The organism is Ectopseudomonas toyotomiensis, from assembly GCF_017167985.1.
Classification (GTDB): domain Bacteria; phylum Pseudomonadota; class Gammaproteobacteria; order Pseudomonadales; family Pseudomonadaceae; genus Aquipseudomonas; species Aquipseudomonas toyotomiensis.
Map to the genome: position 1 here is coordinate 5,172,064 of NZ_CP070505.1, position 16,442 is coordinate 5,188,505.

A 16,442-nucleotide genomic window follows, 5' to 3' on the forward strand; every position below is an offset into this window, starting at 1 on the left:
TCATTCGCAGTCTGTCCGCTAAACACCGTTAAGGAACCGCCAATGAGGCTCAACGACGCACCAGCCTCTCATCGCATACACATCATCATTTATCCAGGATTCAAATCGCTGGAGGCTGTAGGCGCGCTTACAGTTTTCGATTACGCCAATGCGCAGCTGAAGAACAAAGGTGCCCCTCCCCTCTATGACATTCACCTGATAGCCCCCGAACAGGGGCCGGTTCAATCCGATTCGTTGATAAAGCTGGATGCCCAAGCCCTGCGTGATGGAGGGCTCCCACGCACAGCCTTAGTCGTCGGAGCTCGGGATATCGGTCCGGCGGTGCATCAAAATCGCGTTATTGTCGATTGGTGCAGGCATGCAGCAGGACGCATAGAGAGGCTGGTAGGTGTCTGCTCCGGCGCGTTCTTCCTCGCGCAGGCGGGCGTCCTCGATGGCCTGGACGCAACGACCCATTGGAGCGTGGCCAGCAGGCTGTCGACGGAGTTTCCGGCCATCAACGTCAATGCCGATGCCATATTCATTCAGAACGGACGCATCTGGACATGTGCGGGTGTATCGGCAGCCATTGATCTGAGCCTGGCGCTGGTCGAACAGGATCTTGGCCAGGACTTGGCCTTGAGCATTGCCCGAGAGCTGGTCGTCTATCTGAAACGACCAGGCGGTCAGTCTCAATTCAGTCAGCACCTCGACAGCCAGATGACGCCGCACGCAGGGATCAGGAGACTGCAGCTGTGGATACTGCAGAACCTGGACCAAGAGCTCAGCCTTGAAGCACTGGCTGGTCAGGCGAACATGAGCGGTCGCAATCTGCGACGCGTATTTCAGCGACAGACTGGGCGCTCTCCTTCTGAATTCATCGAACAGGCACGACTTGAACGCGCAAGACGTTTGCTGGCCGATAGCGATAATGCTTTGAAACGCATCGCAGCCCAGTGTGGTTTTAGCTCGGAAGATCACATGCGAAGAGTGTTTCAGCGGCATCTGGGCGTTACCCCGAAAGCCTATCGCGAGCAATACGAGGCTCGTTGAACGAACGTTTGCTTACGCTTCGGAATTAGCCTAGCTCCGGCATGAGATCAATGAATAGTTACCGCCCCGCCAGGAATGATGGCTTACACCCATCAAATGAAATGTTATAACGTATGCATATCTGTAATGTAACTGAGATCCACGATGCGAACTTTCCGGCTGCGAGAAAATGGCCACCCTGGGCAGGTTAAATCCGGCCCCACCTCTGCTCACCGCGCCACCTTGCGCACCGCCACTCGGCGCCCGGTAAACCTGGACATGCGGACAACGCGGTGCCACAGCGCAGCTGGAATTGGAGTCGATAGATGATCACCTGTCGAAACCTGCAGTGGGGGCCGGCCGGCCGGCCACTGACGCCCCCTCTCGATCTGCACCTGCCGCGTGCGAGCCTGACGGCCGTAATTGGCAGCAATGGATGTGGAAAAAGCAGTTTGCTCAAGGTCATCGCAGGTATCGAACGCCCCCTCAGCGGCCAAATCGAACTAAGCGTTGCGCACCGGGGCGGCATTGCGTACCTGGTGCAACAACAAGCCCTGGATCGGCAGTTTCCAATCAAATTGCAAGATCTGGTCAGTGCCGGCCTGTGGCGCAGCACTCTCGGTCGCCCGCAGCGCCGCGAGCGATTACAACAGGCGTTGCGGGACTGGGACTTGGAGCATCTGCAACAGCACAGCCTACGGGCGCTTTCCGGTGGTGAACTGCAACGTGCCCTGCTCGCCCGTTTGAGCCTGACCGATGCCCAGTTGCTACTGCTCGACGAACCAGAAGCAGCCCTTGATGAGTCTGGCATCGCCCTGCTTTGGCAGCACATACAACGTTGGCAGGCACAAGGCCGCACCCTGCTCATCGTCAGCCATGCCCTCGACAGTCTGAATCAACGCCTGGGGAATGCCCTACTTGTAGCAGCCAGCGGCTGCCGATATGCCCCTATCAGAGAGTTGCTCACACGCCGCTCCGGACTGGAGAAGGTGGCCTGAACATGGAGCTGTTGTGGAGTCCATTTGTCGAATTCGCCTTCATGCGTCGCGCCCTGATCGGTGGTGTGGTCCTGGCCGCCAGCGCCGGACCGCTGGGTGTGTTCCTGGTGCTGCGCCGCCTGAGCCTGATGGGCGATGCGATCGGCCACGGCATACTGCCCGGCGCCGCGCTGAGCTTCTGGCTCTTCGGCCTGAGTCTGCCGGCGCTGACCATTGGCGGCCTGATTGCCGGGCTTGGCATGGCCGGCCTCGCCGCCTGGGTCACGCGCCGTACCGGCCTGCGCGAGGATGCCAGCCTGGCCGCCATCTACCCCATCTCGCTGGCCAGTGGCGTACTGCTGCTTGGGCTGGCCAGCAAGAAACTCGACCTCTTGCACTTGTTGTTCGGCTCGGTGCTGGCGGTGGATCCACCGACCCTCGACGGCATGCTGCTGGTGTCTAGTGTCAGCCTGATCGTGCTGGCGCTGATCTACCGCTGGCTGGTGATGGACAGCCTCGACCCGCTCTTTCTCGCCAGCGTCAGCCGCTTCGGCGCAGTCGCACACGGCCTGTTCCTGACCCTGGTGGTGCTTAATCTGGTGATCGGCTTTCAGGCGATCGGCGCCCTCATGGTCGTCGGCCTGATGATGCTCCCGGCCGCCGCCACACAGTTCTGGAGCCGCAACCTCCCGGTTATGTTGCTGCTAGCTGCACTCGTTGGCGCCACCTGCGTCTGGCTGGGTTTGTTGCTCTCCTACTACAGCAACCTGCCGAGCGGCCCCTGCATCGTACTGCTCGCTGGTCTTGCCTATGGCGGATCCGTTCTATTCGGACCACACAACGGCCTGCTGCGCCGCCGCCCGCGTCTCTACCCACTCACTGAGGAAAAACCATGCGCCCCCTAATTGCCCTGTTGCTGCTGAGTCTCGCCTTCTGCGCAAATGCCCAAGACAAACTCAAAGTCGTTACCAGCTTCAGCATTCTGGCCGACATGACCCGGCAGATTGGTGCAGAGAGAATCGAGTTATATAACCTGGTGGGCGCTGATGCCGACGCACACGTCTACCAACCCACCGCGCAGGACGCCAAGGCGGTGCGTGGCGCCGATCTGATCATCGCCAACGGCCTGGGCTTCGAGCCCTGGCTTGATCGCCTGATCGCCAGCAGCGAAGCACCCGGTACTCGCATTGACGCCAGTACCGGTGTATTACCGCTGATGATCGACGAAGACGGTCATCAGGTGGCCGACCCGCATGCCTGGCAAAACCTGGCGAATGCCGAGATCTACGTGCAGAACATCGCCAAAGCACTCACCCAGGCCGATCCGGAGAATGCCGAGCATTACCAGGCCAAGCGCGACGCCTATCTGGCGCAGATCCGCAACCTGCTTGTTGAAGCCAAGGCAGAGTTGGGTCAATTGCCTTCGGCGCAGCGCACCATCATCACCAGCCATGACGCCTTCGGTTACCTGGGCAAGGCCTATGGCCTCAACTTTGTTGCGCCCCAGGGCCTGAGTACCGAAGACGAACCCTCGGCCGCAGAAGTAGCCGCGATGATCCGGCAAATCCGCGCCGACGGCGTGAAAGCCGTTTTCGTCGAAAATATCCGCGATCCGCGCCTGATCCAGCAGATCGCCGCCGAGGGCAGTGCCAAGGTTGGCGGTACCCTGTATTCCGACGCACTGGCCAGCGAAGGCCCTGCCAGCACCTACCTGGGAATGTTCAAGCACAATTTGGACACCCTGCTGGCGGCTCTGCGGCAATGAGCTTGTGGCTCGAACTGGAGCAGGCCAGGCGCGGCGACTGCCGCCCCTTGAGCGAGGTGCTCGATGCCATGCCCTGGAATGCCGACGGCTTGGTTGCGGCCATCGCCCAGCGCCACGACGATGGCGAGGTATTGATGCTGGCCTGGATGAATCGCACCGCGCTGGAAGAAACCCTAGCCAGCGGCCGGGTCTGCTACTGGTCGCGCTCGCGCCAGCGACTATGGCGCAAGGGCGAAACCAGCGGCCATCGTCAACGCCTGGTCAGCGCGCACCTCGATTGCGACGGTGACGCCCTGCTGCTCAAGGTCGAGCAACAGGGCCCGGCCTGCCATACCGGCCGACCCAACTGTTTCTACAACGACCTCGACGGCGAACAGCTGCGCGTGGCCGTGAGCGGCCCAGCATGAAGCGCCTGGCCATCGCCCTGGTGCGTTTCTACCAGTACCTGATCAGCCCGCTGCTCGGGCCGCGCTGCCGCTTTCACCCCAGTTGCTCGCACTACGCCGTCGAGGCACTGGAAAAGCATGGCCTGCTGCGCGGCCTGTGGCTCAGCCTGCGCCGGCTGTTGCGCTGTCATCCCTGGCATCCGGGCGGCTACGACCCGGTGCCCGAACCCTCGCCGAAGGAGCGAACATGATCCGCAAGAATCCGTCCGGCCACCTGCCGGTCATCGCCGAGTCCGCCTACGTCGACAAGACCGCTATCATCTGCGGCAAGGTGATCATTCACGACAACGTCTTCGTCGGCCCCTACGCAGTGATCCGCGCCGACGAGCTGGACGCAAGCGGCGACATGCAACCCATCGTCATCGGCGCCAACTCCAATATTCAGGACGGCGTGGTGATCCACTCCAAGTCCGGCGCGGCGGTGACTATCGGCGAGCACACATCCATCGCCCACCGCTCGATCATCCACGGCCCGTGCAGCGTCGGTAACCGGGTGTTCATCGGCTTCAACAGCGTGCTGTTCAATTGCGCCGTGGGCGACGGCTGCGTGGTGCGGCACAACGCCGTGGTCGACGGCTGCGACCTGCCGGCTGGCTTCCACGTCACGTCCACCCAACGCATCGGGCCGAAGACCGACCTGGCCAGCCTGCCGCGTGTCAGCGTCTCGGCCAGCGAGTTCTCCGAAGACGTGGCGCGCACCAACATCGATCTGGTGCGCGGCTACAAAGCCCTGCAGAACGAGTTCTGAGCGTGCTGATCCGTAACGCCCGTTTGGTCAACGAAGGACGCGTGTTCGAGGCCGACCTGCGCATCCGCCATGGGCGCATCGACGCTATCGCCAGCAGCCTGCCGCACCAGCGCGGCGAAGCCTTGCTCGATGCCGCCGGGCAGTACCTGCTGCCCGGCATGATCGACGATCAGGTGCACTTTCGTGACCCCGGCGCACCACACAAGGCCAGCTTCGCCAGCGAGTCGCGCGCAGCGGTGGCCGGCGGCATCACCAGCGTCATGGACATGCCCAACACCAACCCAGCGACCCTGACGCTGGAGGCGCTAGCGGCCAAGGAGCAACGCGCCGCCAGTTGCTCGCGGGTCAACTACGGTTTTCACTTCGGCGTCAGCCACGACAACCTCGACACCGTCGCCGCGCTCGACCCCAGCCGCGTGGCGGCGGTGAAGGTGTTCATGGGCGCCAGCACCGGCAACATGCTGGTCGACGACCTGCCAGCGCTGGAACGGCTGTTCCGCGACTGCCCGACCGTGCTGCTGACGCATTGCGAGCACACCCCGCGCATCCGTGAACGCGAGGCGCAGTGGCAGGCGCGCTACGGCGACGACATCCCCGCCGCAGAGCACCCGGCGATCCGCGACGCCGAGGCCTGCTACCAGTCCTCCAGCCTGGCGGTGAGCCTGGCGCAGCGTTATGGCACGCGTCTGCACGTGCTGCATATCACCACCGCGCGCGAACTGAGCCTGTTCCAGCCAGGCCCGCTGGCCGGCAAACAGATCACCGCCGAGGTCTGCGCCCATCACCTGTACTTCGATGACAGCGACTACGCGCAACTCGACCACCTGATCAAGTGCAACCCGGCGATCAAGACCCAGGCCGACCGTGACGCACTGCGCCAGGCGCTGCTATGCGGGCGTCTGGACATCATCGGTACCGACCACGCGCCACATACCCTCGAAGAAAAGCAGCGGCCCTACCTGCAGGCGCCATCCGGCCTGCCGCTGGTGCAGCACGCCCTGCCGTCATTACTGGAGCTGGTAGCCGACGACCTGCTGCCACTGCCCCTGCTGGTGGAAAAGACCAGCCACGCCGTGGCCCAGCGTTTCGCCATCGAGCAGCGCGGCTACCTGCGCGAAGGCTACTGGGCCGACCTGACCCTGATCGAACGCTTGGCCGAACCGCGTCCGGTGGCGGCCGACCCGATCCTCGCCCACTGCGGCTGGACGCCGTTCCAGGGCCGCGCCTTCCGCCATGCCGTGCGCAGCACCTTCGTCTCCGGGCAACTGGCCTGGCACAACGGCCAGCTGCACAACGATTGCCAGGGGCTACCGCTGCGCTACCAGCGCGGCTGAGCGCCCCGTTAACCGACCTGATCAGAGAACCGACATGCCCAGCATCACCCTGCCCGATGGCAGCCAGCGTCACTATGCCCAACCCCTGAGCGTGGCCGAGGTCGCCGCCGATATCGGCCCCGGCCTGGCCAAGGCCGCCCTGGCCGCGCGCGTCGACGGCCGCCTGGTGGACACCAGCGCACTGATCGACAAGGACGCCCAGCTCAACCTGATCACCGCGCGCGACCCCGAGGGCCTGGAGCTGCTGCGCCACTCCTGCGCGCACCTGCTGGCCATGGCGGTCAAGCAACTGTACCCCAGCGCCCAGGTGACCATCGGCCCGGTGATCGAGGACGGTTTCTACTACGACTTCGCCTTCGAGCGACCCTTTACCCCGGATGATCTGGCGCTGATCGAGGCGCGCATGGCCGAGCTGGCCGCCGCCGATCTGCCGGTCAGCCGCCGCGAACTGCCGCGTGATGAAGCCATCGCCCACTTCGCGGCGCAGGGCGAGCACTACAAGGCCGAGCTGATCCGCGACATCCCCGAAGGCGAGGTACTGTCGCTTTACCGCCAGGGCGACTTCGAAGACCTCTGCCGCGGCCCGCACATTCCGCGCACCGGCCATCTGCAGGCGTTCAAACTGACCAAAGTGGCCGGCGCCTACTGGCGCGGCGATGCGAAGAACGCTGCGTTGCAACGCATCTACGGCACCTGCTGGGCCACGCCGAAGGAGCTCAAGGCCTACCTCACTCGCCTGGAAGAAGCCGGCAAACGCGACCACCGCAAGCTCGGCACCCAGCTCGACCTGTTCCACTTCGACGACTGCGCCCCCGGCTCGGTGTTCTGGCACCCCAAGGGCTGGACCCTGTTCCAGCAGTTGATCGGCTACATGCGCCAGCGCCAGGACGCTGCCGGCTACGTCGAGGTCAACACCCCGGACGTGATGGACCGCAGCCTGTGGGAAACCTCCGGGCACTGGTTCAACTACCGCGACAATATGTTCACTACCACCACCGAGGACGAACGCGTGTTCGCCCTCAAGCCGATGAACTGCCCCGGCGCCGTGGCGCTGTACGCCCGTGGCCTGAAAAGCTACCGCGACCTGCCGCTGCGCATGGCCGAGTTCGGCAAGGTGCACCGCTACGAGCCATCCGGCGCACTGCACGGCCTGCTGCGCGTGCGCCACTTCACCCAGGACGACGCGCACATCTTCTGTACCGCCGCGCAGATGGAGCAGGAATGCGCCGACACCATCGCCCTGGTATTCGCCATCTACCGCGACTTCGGCTTCAACGAGGTGGCCGTGAAACTCTCCACCCGCCCGGCCAACCGCATCGGTAGCGACGCCACCTGGGATCAGCTGGAAGGTGCGCTGTCCGGCGCGCTGCAACGAATGGGCATCGACTACCAGCTCAACCCCGGCGAGGGCGCGTTCTACGGGCCCAAGCTGGAGTTCGTCCTGCGCGACGCCATCGGTCGCGACTGGCAATGCGGCACCCTGCAGGTGGACCTCAACCTGCCGGAGCGCTTCGACATCAGCTACATCAACGAACAGGGCGAGCGCGAACGTCCGGTGATGCTGCACCGCGCCCTGTTCGGCTCACTGGAGCGCTTCACCGGCATCCTCATCGAGCAGTACAGCGGCCTGTTCCCACTGTGGCTGGCGCCGCAGCAGGCCGCCGTACTGACCATCAGCGAAGGGCAGAACGACTACGCCCGCCAGGTTCTGAGTCGCCTCAAGCGCGCCGGCCTGCGCGCCGCCGTCGACCTGCGCAACGAGAAGATCGGCTACAAGATCCGCGAAGCCACCCTGCAGAAAGTGCCCTACCTGCTGGTGATCGGCGAGCAGGAAAAGGCCGAAGGTCGCGTCACCCTGCGCAGCCGCGCCGGCGACAACCTGGGTACTCTGACGCTGGATGAACTGGCCGCACGCCTGAGCGCGGAGGCGCGTATGCCCGGCCTCGACGGCGCCTGAGCCAGACACTGCCGCCTGCGCAATGGCCCTTGCCCTTGCGCAGACGACGGAATCGATGAATGGTTGGCTTTCGATTAGACGCAGTGCTCAGCCGCAGCTAGCTTGAAAAAGCTATCTGAAAAGGTGAGTGACCATGAGTGACTGCAAACAGCACCAGAACCATGAACATCAGCATCGGCCGGGGTGCGGCCATACCGCCATCGAGCATGACGGGCACGTGGACTATCTGCACGATGGTCATCTGCATCACATGCACGGTGATCATGTCGATGAGCACGTGCTACCGGTGAGCGGCGAAAATCCGCAGCGCTGCACACCACAGCACCAGTGCGCTGGGCACGCCGCCGACCATGTGCATGGCCCAGGCTGCGGCCACGAAGCCGTGCCACATGGCGACCATGTGGACTACCTGGTAGACGGACATCTACATCATCCGCATGGTGACCACTGCGATGACCATGGACCGGTGAAAGTAATCAGATGATAACTGCTCGGCCTCAGTGTAGGGCCGCTACCCTCTGGCCCTTATCTCGGATGGGTTAATTCCAAACTGCTTACGGAAAGCCGTCGCAAAATGACTGGCATTGGCATATCCGAGATCTGATGCCACACGCATCACAGACCCTTCGCCCGCCAATAGCCTGCTGCGGGCTTGCGCCATCCTTGCCTGTTGAAAGACTCCGTAGACGCTGTTACCGAAAACCTGGCGAAAGCCGCGAGTCAGCTTGGGCAAGCTCATCCCGGCTTCCCGAGCCAATTCGGTCAGGCTTGGCGCTTTGCCCAAGTCCTCTAGCAGACGCCCTCGGGCACGCATCAGACGCTGACGATCTGTATGCCTGACCCGGCAAACACATGTCGCATCCCGGCGCGCCTCCATGAAACAGCACCAACATGAAGACCGACTTCGTGCTGGACGCCCTGGAGCAGGCACTGTATGCCCGTCAGCCACATCGTACGGGTGGTCTGATCCACCACAGCGATCGTGGCAGCCAGTACGTCTCGATTCGCTATACCGAGCGGCTGGCAGAGGCCGGCATCGAGCCCTCAGTTGGCAGCAAGGGCGATAGCTACGACAACGCCTTGGCCGAAACCATCAACGGGCTGTACAAGGCCGAGCTGATTTACCGTCAATCACGGAAGAGCCGTGAAGCTGTTGAGATGGCGACTTTGAGATGGGTGCACTGGTACAACCACCAACGCCTGCTGAGCTCAATCGGATATATCCCGCCTGCGGAGGCTGAGGCAAACTTCTACCAGCAGCAAGCAGGTCAGGCCATAGCGGCCTGACTTAAACGAAACGGCCTCCACGAAACCCGGGGTGATTCAGTTGGTGACTTGATCATCCTCCTCGCGTCCCCCAGCAGCCCCGATGTCTGGCTCCGAACACCGTAGCTACGGGGTAGCTCAACCTTGTGACGATACCCGCAATCAACTAAACGACGGCGCATATACGCAAGTGACTTAGCCATACACGCAGTGGCAGAGCCCGATCCGATGCGCTCGACCTATCTCAGCGAATCGCTTTAGGCTTGGCTACTGAGCTGACAAGATCAACTGGCCCAATCTGACCAGACGGGCCAGTCCCTGGGATCAGTCAAAACTCCAAGAAAGCCCTACCTTGATGCCAAACACGCCGGAGTCACCTTCAGTCAATGGACTATCCGAGATGTCGCTTGGCAGCCGCTGATAACTGGCCTCAGCATTGAGCAGCCAACGCTCACCGAGCGGTTTCGATATCCCTAGTGCCACACCAGGGATAAAGGCACCACCGGGACGGTAGCGAGCCACACTACGTGCCTCCTCTTTACTGAGGGTGCCGTAGTAATAGTCAGCGAGCTTGTTCGACAGGTAACTCATCTTCAGCGATGGCGTCACCTCCGCGCCCGCCACCGAGAACGGGTAGCCATACTCGAGCGACAGCTCGTATCCGTCACTGGCCCCACTGACATCGCCGCGGGCGGTGGCCTGCAACTCGCCGGCCGCACCACGCCATGTGCCGCGCAGGCCCAGGTCCAGGCCATCGTCACGATCCTCTAGCAGATCGCGATCGATACCATTTTCGAGCAACTCTTCACGACCGAAATCGTCAGCATCAATACCATCGAAACGTCCCGCCACGATGGCATCCAGGCCAAAACCATCACTCTCGTAGAGGTGCACGCCACCCGTCAGCCCCCGCACAAAAAAACGTTCGCTCTCGTAATGCACCAGCGGTAGCAGAGACACGGAGCGATCTTCCCCGGCATAGACACCCTGCGAGGCGGATAGCCCGATACCGATGGAGCGAAATCCGGATTCATCGGCCTGAGCAGCAAACGGTAACGCGAAGGCGAGAAGCGCCATATGGCGTTGTTTCATGGTGTAAAGCCTCTGATGGGGAAGCCGAAAGTTCTCTGAAAGGCCTAAGGTAGACGGCCTTCAGCACAGATCACGGCGAATATAGTTAGGCAACAAATCAGAGTAAATCTGTACGATTTTCATCCATATATGCTCAAGATTACGGCCCTCAGCTGACTCCTGCTTCGGCGACAAGCAACGCTCGCTGCCCTTTCATGCCCCCATGCAGAGCCATTGCACTTGACTGAACACGATCTGTGAATCACCTGTTTCGATATCGGCCATTGAAGGCGCAGGCTCGCCTGCCTGATCGTTCATACACCGGAAAATCAGCCGATTTCACCTACACGTTCAGCAGTGAGAATGAGATGCCGCGTCCGAGAACGCTCTACGAAAAGCACATCGACTCCCATACCGTCTGCAAGCTGGATGACCAAGGGCATGTGCTGCTGTACATCGATCGGCAGGTCGCCAACGAGTACACCAGCCCCCAGGCGTTCAGCGGCCTAAGGGATGCAGGAAGAAGCGTCTGGCGGCCCGCTTCCGTGCTGGGAGTGGTCGATCATGTCAACCCGACCGCGCCTGATCGGGTAGCTGCAATGCCGGACGCAGGTGGCGCACTGCAGGTGTCTTACTTCGCGGACAACTGCAGAGACTTTGGTATCGAGTTGTTCGACGTATTGGACAAGCGCCAGGGCATCGAACACGTCGTCGCCCCCGAGCAGGGTTTCATCCTGCCCGGCATGGTGGTTGCCGCGGGCGATAGCCACACCACTACCTACGGAGCTTTGGGTGCATTTGGCTTCGGCATCGGCACCTCAGAGATCGAACACCTGCTAGCCACCCAGACCCTGGTTTACAAGCGACTGCGCAGCATGCTGGTCAATGTATCTGGCGAACTGCGCCCCGGCGTCACGGCGAAAGACATCATCATGGCGCTGATTCAGCGCATCGGAGCCTCCGGCGCGACGGGGTATGCCATCGAGTTTGCCGGTCCCACCATCGATGCCCTGAGCGTCGAGGCGCGAATGACCATCTGCAACATGGCGGTCGAGGCCGGCGCACGCGGGGCATTCATGGCCCCTGATGAAAAGGTCTACGCCTACCTGAAGAACAAGCCACGCGCCCCCAGGGGCATGCTGTGGAATCAGGCTTTGGAACGATGGAAGGTGCTACATACAGACCCCGGTGCGCGATTCGACAGGGAGGTGCAACTCAACGCGCAGGACCTAGCCCCCATGGTCACCTGGGGAACCAGCCCCGACCAGGCGGCGCCGATCGATCAGCGGGTACCGGACCCAGCCCTGGAAAGCGACCCGATCCGTCGCCAGGATCTGCAACGAGCCCTGCGCTACATGGGGCTGGTACCGGGCACGCGCTTGATCGACATCCCTATCAGTCATGCGTTTATCGGCTCCTGCACCAATGCGCGAATTGAAGATCTGCGCGAGGCGGCACAGATGGTCGCCGGTCGCAAGGTTGCACCGCACGTCAGGGCGATGATCGTGCCAGGGTCGACACAGGTGCGGGATCAGGCCCAAGCCGAAGGCCTGGCCCAAATTTTCCAGGACGCAGGCTTCGAATGGCGACAGTCGGGCTGCTCCATGTGTCTGGCAATGAACGATGACGTGCTGGCGCCCGGTGATCGCTGCGCGTCGAGCACCAACCGCAATTTCGAAGGCCGCCAGGGCGCCGGTGCACGCACCCACCTGATGAGCCCGGCCATGGTGGCGGCTGCGGCCATCAGTGGCCATCTGACCGATATCCGTATGCTTTCGCAGGAGACCTGAAATGCAGCCATTCACTATCGTCAGTGGTGTTGCCGCCCCCCTTCTCGCAGCCAACGTCGACACTGACGTAATCATGCCCAAACAGTTCCTCAAGGGCATCGACCGCAAGGGGCTCGATCGCGGTGTGTTCTACGATCTTCGCCGCTTGCCCGACGGTTCTTCGAACCCGGATTTCGTTCTCAATCAGCCGCCGTGGTTACAAGCCAGCTTTCTTGTGGTCGGGCCCAATTTCGGCTGCGGTTCCAGCCGTGAGCACGCAGTGTGGGGCCTCCAGCAGCTGGGCATTCGAGCGCTGATCGGTAGCAGCTTCGCCGGCATCTTCCATGACAACTGCCAACGCAACGGCGTCTTGCTCATTCAGCTGAGCGAGGCGCAAGTACTCGACATCGGTAACCAGATCGCCCACCCCGAGTACGCGCGGATCACTATCGATCTTCCCCAGCAGAATGTGCTGCTCAGCGATGGCAGGACCGTACACTTCGAAATCGAAGGCCTGCGCAAGATTGCCTTGTTGCAGGGTCTCGATGCCATTGGCAGCACGCTGCAGCGCGGCTCGCAGATACGCGCTTTCGAGATCAGGCACCATCTGGACAACCCCTGGTTGGTCTGACGGGACCTGCCCGAGCCTTGGCGATGAATCGCCAGGGCCCGCGCATTCAGTTGCCCAGTAGCGTCATGTTGAAGTAGCGCTGCAGAAACTCCACGCAGACACGCAGCTTTGCCGAGTCGGCCAAGCGGGTCGGATACACCGCCCAGACGTTCGCGCTCTGGGTGTATTCAGGCAGCACCCTAACCAGCCTGCCCTCCTCCAGCAAAGGCTGAACGTCCCACAACGAGCGCAGGATGATGCCCAGATCATTCAACGCCCATTGAAGGACGATCTCGCCATTGTTCGACGACAATTTGCTACCGACTCGGACGACCTCTTCGCCCTCGACGTTGCTCAGCCGCCATAGACCGAACGGATTGCTGCGCTCCTTGATAACCAGGCAGTCATGGTGGCCGAGCTCACTGATTGTTTTTGGAAGACCACGCTTTTGCAGGTAGGCGGGCGTTGCGCAAAGTACGCGTTGATTGCAAGCCAGCTTGCGGCCAATGTGATGTCCGGGAAGATCGTCTCCGACACGAATCTCGAGGTCGAACCCCTCGGCGACGATATCGACCACCCGATCGAAAACGTCCAGGCGCACCTCGAGCTCCGGGTAAGTGGATGACAATTGCGCGACGGCAGGGGCGACATGGTTGCGACCGAAACCGAAGCTGCTACAGATGTGCAGCAGTCCGCGCGGGACATTTCGCACCGTCGTCAACTCTCCGACGAAATCATCCATCTCATCGAGAAAACGAGTTGCCCAGCGTTTCGTCTTCTCTCCTGCCTCGGTCAATGCGATGGACCTGGTATTGCGGTGTAACAGCCGCGCCTGCAGAGTTTGCTCCAGAATACGCAGACGCTTGCTGATGAAGGCGGGCGAGACGCCCAGGTCCCGGGCCGCAGCGGCGAAGCTGGACTTGCGGATGACAGCGAGAAAGACCCGCAGGTCCTCGGGCAATGGTGAACTGCTACGCGTGGTCATTCACTCCTGCCTGTGCGTGCGGGGGGAACCGAAGAAAAGAAATCGTCACGCCATCACGCTGGGCGGCCTTCAAAGGTGCTGGCCGAGTGCTGCGGACAAGACAGCGGCCTCATTCTCGATAATCTCCCGAACGACGCCCGCCAACTCACTGAAACGCAGTACGCCGTGAATGATGCCTGGCAGCACCACTAGCGAGGAATCCACACCGGCGGCCTCGAGCTTGCGTTGCAGCTGGATGTTTTCATCCACGAGCGGGTCCAGTTCACCGACGACCAGTCGAGTCCTGGGCAGGCCCTGCAGCTCGGCGTGCAAGGGCTGCACTCGCCAGTCGCTTTCACCCCTGCTCAGATAGCTGTGCCAGTACATGCGCATCGAGTCGGCCGACAGCCCATAGCCACCAAAACCACCGAAACGGCGCCACGAAGGAGCGCTCGTATCCGTTGAGTAGACGCCATAGAAGAGCAGCAACTGGCGCAAGGCAACACCCTGGTCGCGCAGCGAGAGCGCGGCGCCCAATGCCAGGTTGGCACCGGCGGAATCCCCGCCGAGGGCAAACTGACTCACTGTCCGGCCTGCTATCGCCTGTGCCTCGATGACCTGTTGGGCAATCGAGAGTACTTCTTCGAAAGCCGTTGGGAACGGATATTCGGGCGCCAACGCGTATTCGATCGACAGCACCGCTACACCGCTTGAGCGCACCAGCTGCCGCAGCGGCGCATCCCATCCGGCCAGCGAACCATGACGAAAGCCGCCGCCGTGGCAATAGAACAGCAATCCGGCCGGATCCACGCTGTCGGGCCAATAAAGCTTGCATGGCACCAGACGCCCATTGACCGGAAAGTCGACGAGCAACTCGCACGTCAAAGGCTCGCTGGTCGCTGCCACGAACAGGCTAACGCGCTCAAGATAATCGCGAACGCTGCCAACGTCAGTCTGTGCAGGCGGTTCCAGCCCGGCAGCCTTCAGGCATGCGGCAACCCTCATGACATCAGGGTGCGCCGAATGGACATTGCCCCCGGCCTGTGTGTTGTGCACGTCGTTGTCAGCAGACATGGCTGTTCCATCTCCAGCTAAAACCCTTTCTGCTTGGTCATCGCCTCGAAAAGGACATCGAAGTCCTTCTGTTGATCGAGCGTAGACACGAAACCCAATACGGCTTGCTCAGCGACCTGATCCAGATGCGTAGCAGCCATTCTCCGGAACTTGTTCTCGAAATCTTCCGTGGTCATGGGCGTCTCGACAGATCCCGGTCCGGTAAAGACCTCACTGACAAGCACGTCGCCATTACACAAGGTAAGCGTCACCCGATTGGCCAATTGCCTGGGAAACAGCTGAGTGATCTCCGGATCCTCGACAACGATTGTCTTTGCCATGAGTGTGGTGACCAGTGGATCGGTAATCTTCTTCATCGAATAGGATTCGATGCTGATGTCTCCATCGATCAACGCGCGAACGACGTTGTAAGGCAGACTGTGATCAGCGGTTTCCCTCGTTTGAGGTCGCCATTTTTCATCTCCGTCAGCCAGGACTCGCTTGTTGAATTCCGATGTATCGATGCGAATGGACTCAACAGCGAACAGGTCATCCAGCCGCTTGCTGAGCTCGATTCCAGCCCATACGGCCGTATGAAGCTCGCCATTGGTGGGGAACGTCTTGGTCAGTGAGCGCTTGATAGCAAAATCGTCATTGTCCCGAGTAGCAAAAGAATCGACATCCAGCGAGAACGCGCCCGAAACCTGGTTAAAGAACCCCATCTCGCCTTCGAAGACGGGTGCAGGACCGGTCATTCCGTGCCGCGCCATCTGTGCGGCGAATATCGCGTTTCGTGCCGCGTTTGCGGCGGAGCAGCCCTTCCAGTCAGACAAGGCCCCCGAGCGAACTTGTCGCATCGCCAGATGCCCGCTGAGGGAGATATTGATGGCCTGCTCGGTCTGTCGAGCGTCAAGCTTCATCAATTTGGCGGCGGCGGCGGCCATCGACACGTTGATGTAGTTGACGTGATCCCAGCCCTTCTTGTTCAGACTCGCAGCATCCTGCAAGCGCATCTGGATTTCGTAGGCCAGGATGATCGCCGCGATCAGAGCTTGTCCATCAGCCCGCTCTGCCTGGGCAACCGCTATGCAGGCCGGAATGTTGTCACTTGGATGCCCGGGCTCAAGGCCCATGTAACCATCGTTGTAATCCAGAAAACGGACCATGACGCCATTGGCGAAAGCCGCGCATTCTGGAGTTGTTTGTAGTGACGTCCCGAAGACACTTGAATTACCGGGCACCGATGCCGCGTAGGCCAGGCATGCCTGAACTGGGCTGGCATCGTAGGCGCCCAGGATGCAAGCGAGACTGTCCAAAACACGATTACGTACGAGAGTAATCAGGTCGTCCGAAAAACCGCTGGTTGAAAATTGATAAGCATACTCAGCGATGCGCTGAGCAAGGGTTGTGTTTGACATTGCTTCCTCGCGAAGCAAACAAAAAAAGACAACCACCCCGCTCTGAATGCACG

Annotated in this window: 18 protein-coding genes and 1 pseudogene; 12 read left to right on the forward strand and 7 right to left on the reverse strand. The window is 61.3% G+C overall.

Annotation, left to right across the window (positions count from 1 at the left end; translation table 11 throughout):
• Positions 1-42: 42 nt before the first annotated feature.
• The 9 genes from JWV26_RS23990 to thrS all read left to right on the forward strand — a co-directional run bounded on the left by JWV26_RS23990 (position 43) and on the right by thrS (position 8,238).
• A complete protein-coding gene (locus JWV26_RS23990) occupies positions 43-1,032 on the forward strand; it encodes a GlxA family transcriptional regulator (protein WP_206417986.1) in 990 nt (329 codons plus the stop codon).
• 305 nt (positions 1,033-1,337) lie between these two features.
• Positions 1,338-2,009 carry a metal ABC transporter ATP-binding protein gene (locus JWV26_RS23995; protein ID WP_206417987.1) on the forward strand — a complete coding sequence of 224 codons (672 nt, stop codon included), beginning with the start codon at positions 1,338-1,340 and terminating at the stop codon, positions 2,007-2,009.
• Positions 2,010-2,011: 2 nt separating this feature from the next.
• Positions 2,012-2,893: a metal ABC transporter permease gene (locus JWV26_RS24000; RefSeq protein ID WP_206417988.1), complete on the forward strand. Its 882-nt coding sequence runs from the start codon at positions 2,012-2,014 to the stop codon at positions 2,891-2,893.
• A complete protein-coding gene (locus JWV26_RS24005; protein ID WP_206417989.1) occupies positions 2,881-3,753 on the forward strand; it encodes a metal ABC transporter substrate-binding protein in 873 nt (290 codons plus the stop codon). Before JWV26_RS24000 ends, JWV26_RS24005 begins: the two co-directional genes overlap by 13 nt.
• Positions 3,750-4,160, forward strand: a complete 411-nt coding sequence (gene hisI / locus JWV26_RS24010) for a phosphoribosyl-AMP cyclohydrolase (protein ID WP_206417990.1) — start codon at positions 3,750-3,752, stop codon at positions 4,158-4,160. Before JWV26_RS24005 ends, hisI begins: the two co-directional genes overlap by 4 nt.
• Positions 4,157-4,390 (forward strand): membrane protein insertion efficiency factor YidD, encoded by a 234-nt coding sequence (gene yidD / locus JWV26_RS24015; RefSeq protein ID WP_206417991.1) that lies wholly within the window; start codon positions 4,157-4,159, stop codon positions 4,388-4,390. Before hisI ends, yidD begins: the two co-directional genes overlap by 4 nt.
• Complete coding sequence (locus JWV26_RS24020; protein ID WP_206417992.1) at positions 4,387-4,947, forward strand: gamma carbonic anhydrase family protein; 561 nt, start codon at positions 4,387-4,389, stop codon at positions 4,945-4,947. Before yidD ends, JWV26_RS24020 begins: the two co-directional genes overlap by 4 nt.
• On the forward strand, positions 4,944-6,281 hold the full coding sequence (locus tag JWV26_RS24025) for a dihydroorotase (protein ID WP_206419265.1): 1,338 nt from the start codon (positions 4,944-4,946) through the stop codon (positions 6,279-6,281). The genes JWV26_RS24020 and JWV26_RS24025 overlap by 4 nt, the downstream gene beginning before the upstream one ends.
• Positions 6,282-6,315: 34 nt before the next feature.
• On the forward strand, positions 6,316-8,238 hold the full coding sequence (gene thrS, locus JWV26_RS24030; RefSeq protein WP_206417993.1) for a threonine--tRNA ligase: 1,923 nt from the start codon (positions 6,316-6,318) through the stop codon (positions 8,236-8,238).
• A 97-nt stretch (positions 8,239-8,335) separates the two neighbouring features.
• Here the strand turns inward: thrS and JWV26_RS24035 are convergent, their stop codons facing one another.
• From JWV26_RS24035 to JWV26_RS24620, 3 genes are all read right to left on the reverse strand, one after another.
• On the reverse strand, positions 8,336-8,503 hold the full coding sequence (locus JWV26_RS24035; protein ID WP_206417994.1) for a hypothetical protein: 168 nt from the start codon (positions 8,501-8,503) through the stop codon (positions 8,336-8,338).
• A 15-nt stretch (positions 8,504-8,518) separates the two neighbouring features.
• The gene (locus JWV26_RS24040; protein WP_206417995.1) at positions 8,519-8,662 is read right to left on the reverse strand and encodes a hypothetical protein; all 144 of its coding nucleotides are present in this window, start codon (positions 8,660-8,662) and stop codon (positions 8,519-8,521) included.
• 87 nt (positions 8,663-8,749) lie between these two features.
• Positions 8,750-9,115, reverse strand: a complete 366-nt coding sequence (locus tag JWV26_RS24620; RefSeq protein WP_338138741.1) for a helix-turn-helix transcriptional regulator — start codon at positions 9,113-9,115, stop codon at positions 8,750-8,752.
• Between the two features lie 5 nt (positions 9,116-9,120).
• Between JWV26_RS24620 and JWV26_RS24050 the strand changes: the two are divergent.
• A pseudogene (locus tag JWV26_RS24050) lies at positions 9,121-9,525 on the forward strand (integrase core domain-containing protein); the annotation flags it as partial.
• A 303-nt stretch (positions 9,526-9,828) separates the two neighbouring features.
• On the opposite strand, the gene JWV26_RS24055 reads toward JWV26_RS24050, so the two are convergent.
• Positions 9,829-10,596 carry a MipA/OmpV family protein gene (locus JWV26_RS24055; RefSeq protein ID WP_206417996.1) on the reverse strand — a complete coding sequence of 256 codons (768 nt, stop codon included), beginning with the start codon at positions 10,594-10,596 and terminating at the stop codon, positions 9,829-9,831.
• A gap of 347 nt (positions 10,597-10,943) precedes the next feature.
• Between JWV26_RS24055 and leuC the strand changes: the two genes are divergently transcribed.
• Together leuC and leuD are read left to right on the forward strand one after the other, a co-directional pair.
• Complete coding sequence (leuC, locus tag JWV26_RS24060) at positions 10,944-12,365, forward strand: 3-isopropylmalate dehydratase large subunit (protein WP_206419266.1); 1,422 nt, start codon at positions 10,944-10,946, stop codon at positions 12,363-12,365.
• 1 nt (position 12,366) lies between these two features.
• Positions 12,367-12,975 carry a 3-isopropylmalate dehydratase small subunit gene (gene leuD, locus JWV26_RS24065; RefSeq protein ID WP_206417997.1) on the forward strand — a complete coding sequence of 203 codons (609 nt, stop codon included), beginning with the start codon at positions 12,367-12,369 and terminating at the stop codon, positions 12,973-12,975.
• A 46-nt stretch (positions 12,976-13,021) separates the two neighbouring features.
• Here the strand turns inward: leuD and JWV26_RS24070 are convergent, their stop codons facing one another.
• From JWV26_RS24070 to JWV26_RS24080, 3 genes are all read right to left on the reverse strand, one after another.
• On the reverse strand, positions 13,022-13,939 hold the full coding sequence (locus JWV26_RS24070) for a LysR substrate-binding domain-containing protein (RefSeq protein WP_206417998.1): 918 nt from the start codon (positions 13,937-13,939) through the stop codon (positions 13,022-13,024).
• A 69-nt stretch (positions 13,940-14,008) separates the two neighbouring features.
• Positions 14,009-14,992 (reverse strand): alpha/beta hydrolase fold domain-containing protein, encoded by a 984-nt coding sequence (locus tag JWV26_RS24075; RefSeq protein ID WP_206417999.1) that lies wholly within the window; start codon positions 14,990-14,992, stop codon positions 14,009-14,011.
• A 17-nt stretch (positions 14,993-15,009) separates the two neighbouring features.
• Entirely contained in the window at positions 15,010-16,389 is a 1,380-nt protein-coding gene (locus tag JWV26_RS24080) for an MmgE/PrpD family protein (protein WP_206418000.1), read from the reverse strand.
• Positions 16,390-16,442 lie beyond the last annotated feature (53 nt).

Excerpts from the sequence above, each read along its gene's own strand:
- JWV26_RS23990 (WP_206417986.1), top strand. The coding sequence starts at position 43 with ATGAGGCTCAACGACGCACCAGCCTCTCATCGCATACACATCATCATT.
- JWV26_RS23995 (WP_206417987.1), top strand. The coding sequence starts at position 1,338 with ATGATCACCTGTCGAAACCTGCAGTGGGGGCCGGCCGGCCGGCCACTG.
- JWV26_RS24000 (WP_206417988.1), top strand. The coding sequence starts at position 2,012 with ATGGAGCTGTTGTGGAGTCCATTTGTCGAATTCGCCTTCATGCGTCGC.
- JWV26_RS24005 (WP_206417989.1), top strand. The coding sequence starts at position 2,881 with ATGCGCCCCCTAATTGCCCTGTTGCTGCTGAGTCTCGCCTTCTGCGCA.
- hisI (WP_206417990.1), top strand. The coding sequence starts at position 3,750 with ATGAGCTTGTGGCTCGAACTGGAGCAGGCCAGGCGCGGCGACTGCCGC.
- yidD (WP_206417991.1), top strand. The coding sequence starts at position 4,157 with ATGAAGCGCCTGGCCATCGCCCTGGTGCGTTTCTACCAGTACCTGATC.
- JWV26_RS24020 (WP_206417992.1), top strand. The coding sequence starts at position 4,387 with ATGATCCGCAAGAATCCGTCCGGCCACCTGCCGGTCATCGCCGAGTCC.
- thrS (WP_206417993.1), top strand. The coding sequence starts at position 6,316 with ATGCCCAGCATCACCCTGCCCGATGGCAGCCAGCGTCACTATGCCCAA.
- JWV26_RS24035 (WP_206417994.1), bottom strand. The coding sequence starts at position 8,503 with ATGATCACCGTGCATGTGATGCAGATGACCATCGTGCAGATAGTCCAC.
- JWV26_RS24040 (WP_206417995.1), bottom strand. The coding sequence starts at position 8,662 with ATGTCCGTCTACCAGGTAGTCCACATGGTCGCCATGTGGCACGGCTTC.
- JWV26_RS24620 (WP_338138741.1), bottom strand. The coding sequence starts at position 9,115 with ATGGAGGCGCGCCGGGATGCGACATGTGTTTGCCGGGTCAGGCATACA.
- JWV26_RS24055 (WP_206417996.1), bottom strand. The coding sequence starts at position 10,596 with ATGAAACAACGCCATATGGCGCTTCTCGCCTTCGCGTTACCGTTTGCT.
- leuC (WP_206419266.1), top strand. The coding sequence starts at position 10,944 with ATGCCGCGTCCGAGAACGCTCTACGAAAAGCACATCGACTCCCATACC.
- leuD (WP_206417997.1), top strand. The coding sequence starts at position 12,367 with ATGCAGCCATTCACTATCGTCAGTGGTGTTGCCGCCCCCCTTCTCGCA.
- JWV26_RS24070 (WP_206417998.1), bottom strand. The coding sequence starts at position 13,939 with ATGACCACGCGTAGCAGTTCACCATTGCCCGAGGACCTGCGGGTCTTT.
- JWV26_RS24075 (WP_206417999.1), bottom strand. The coding sequence starts at position 14,992 with ATGTCTGCTGACAACGACGTGCACAACACACAGGCCGGGGGCAATGTC.
- JWV26_RS24080 (WP_206418000.1), bottom strand. The coding sequence starts at position 16,389 with ATGTCAAACACAACCCTTGCTCAGCGCATCGCTGAGTATGCTTATCAA.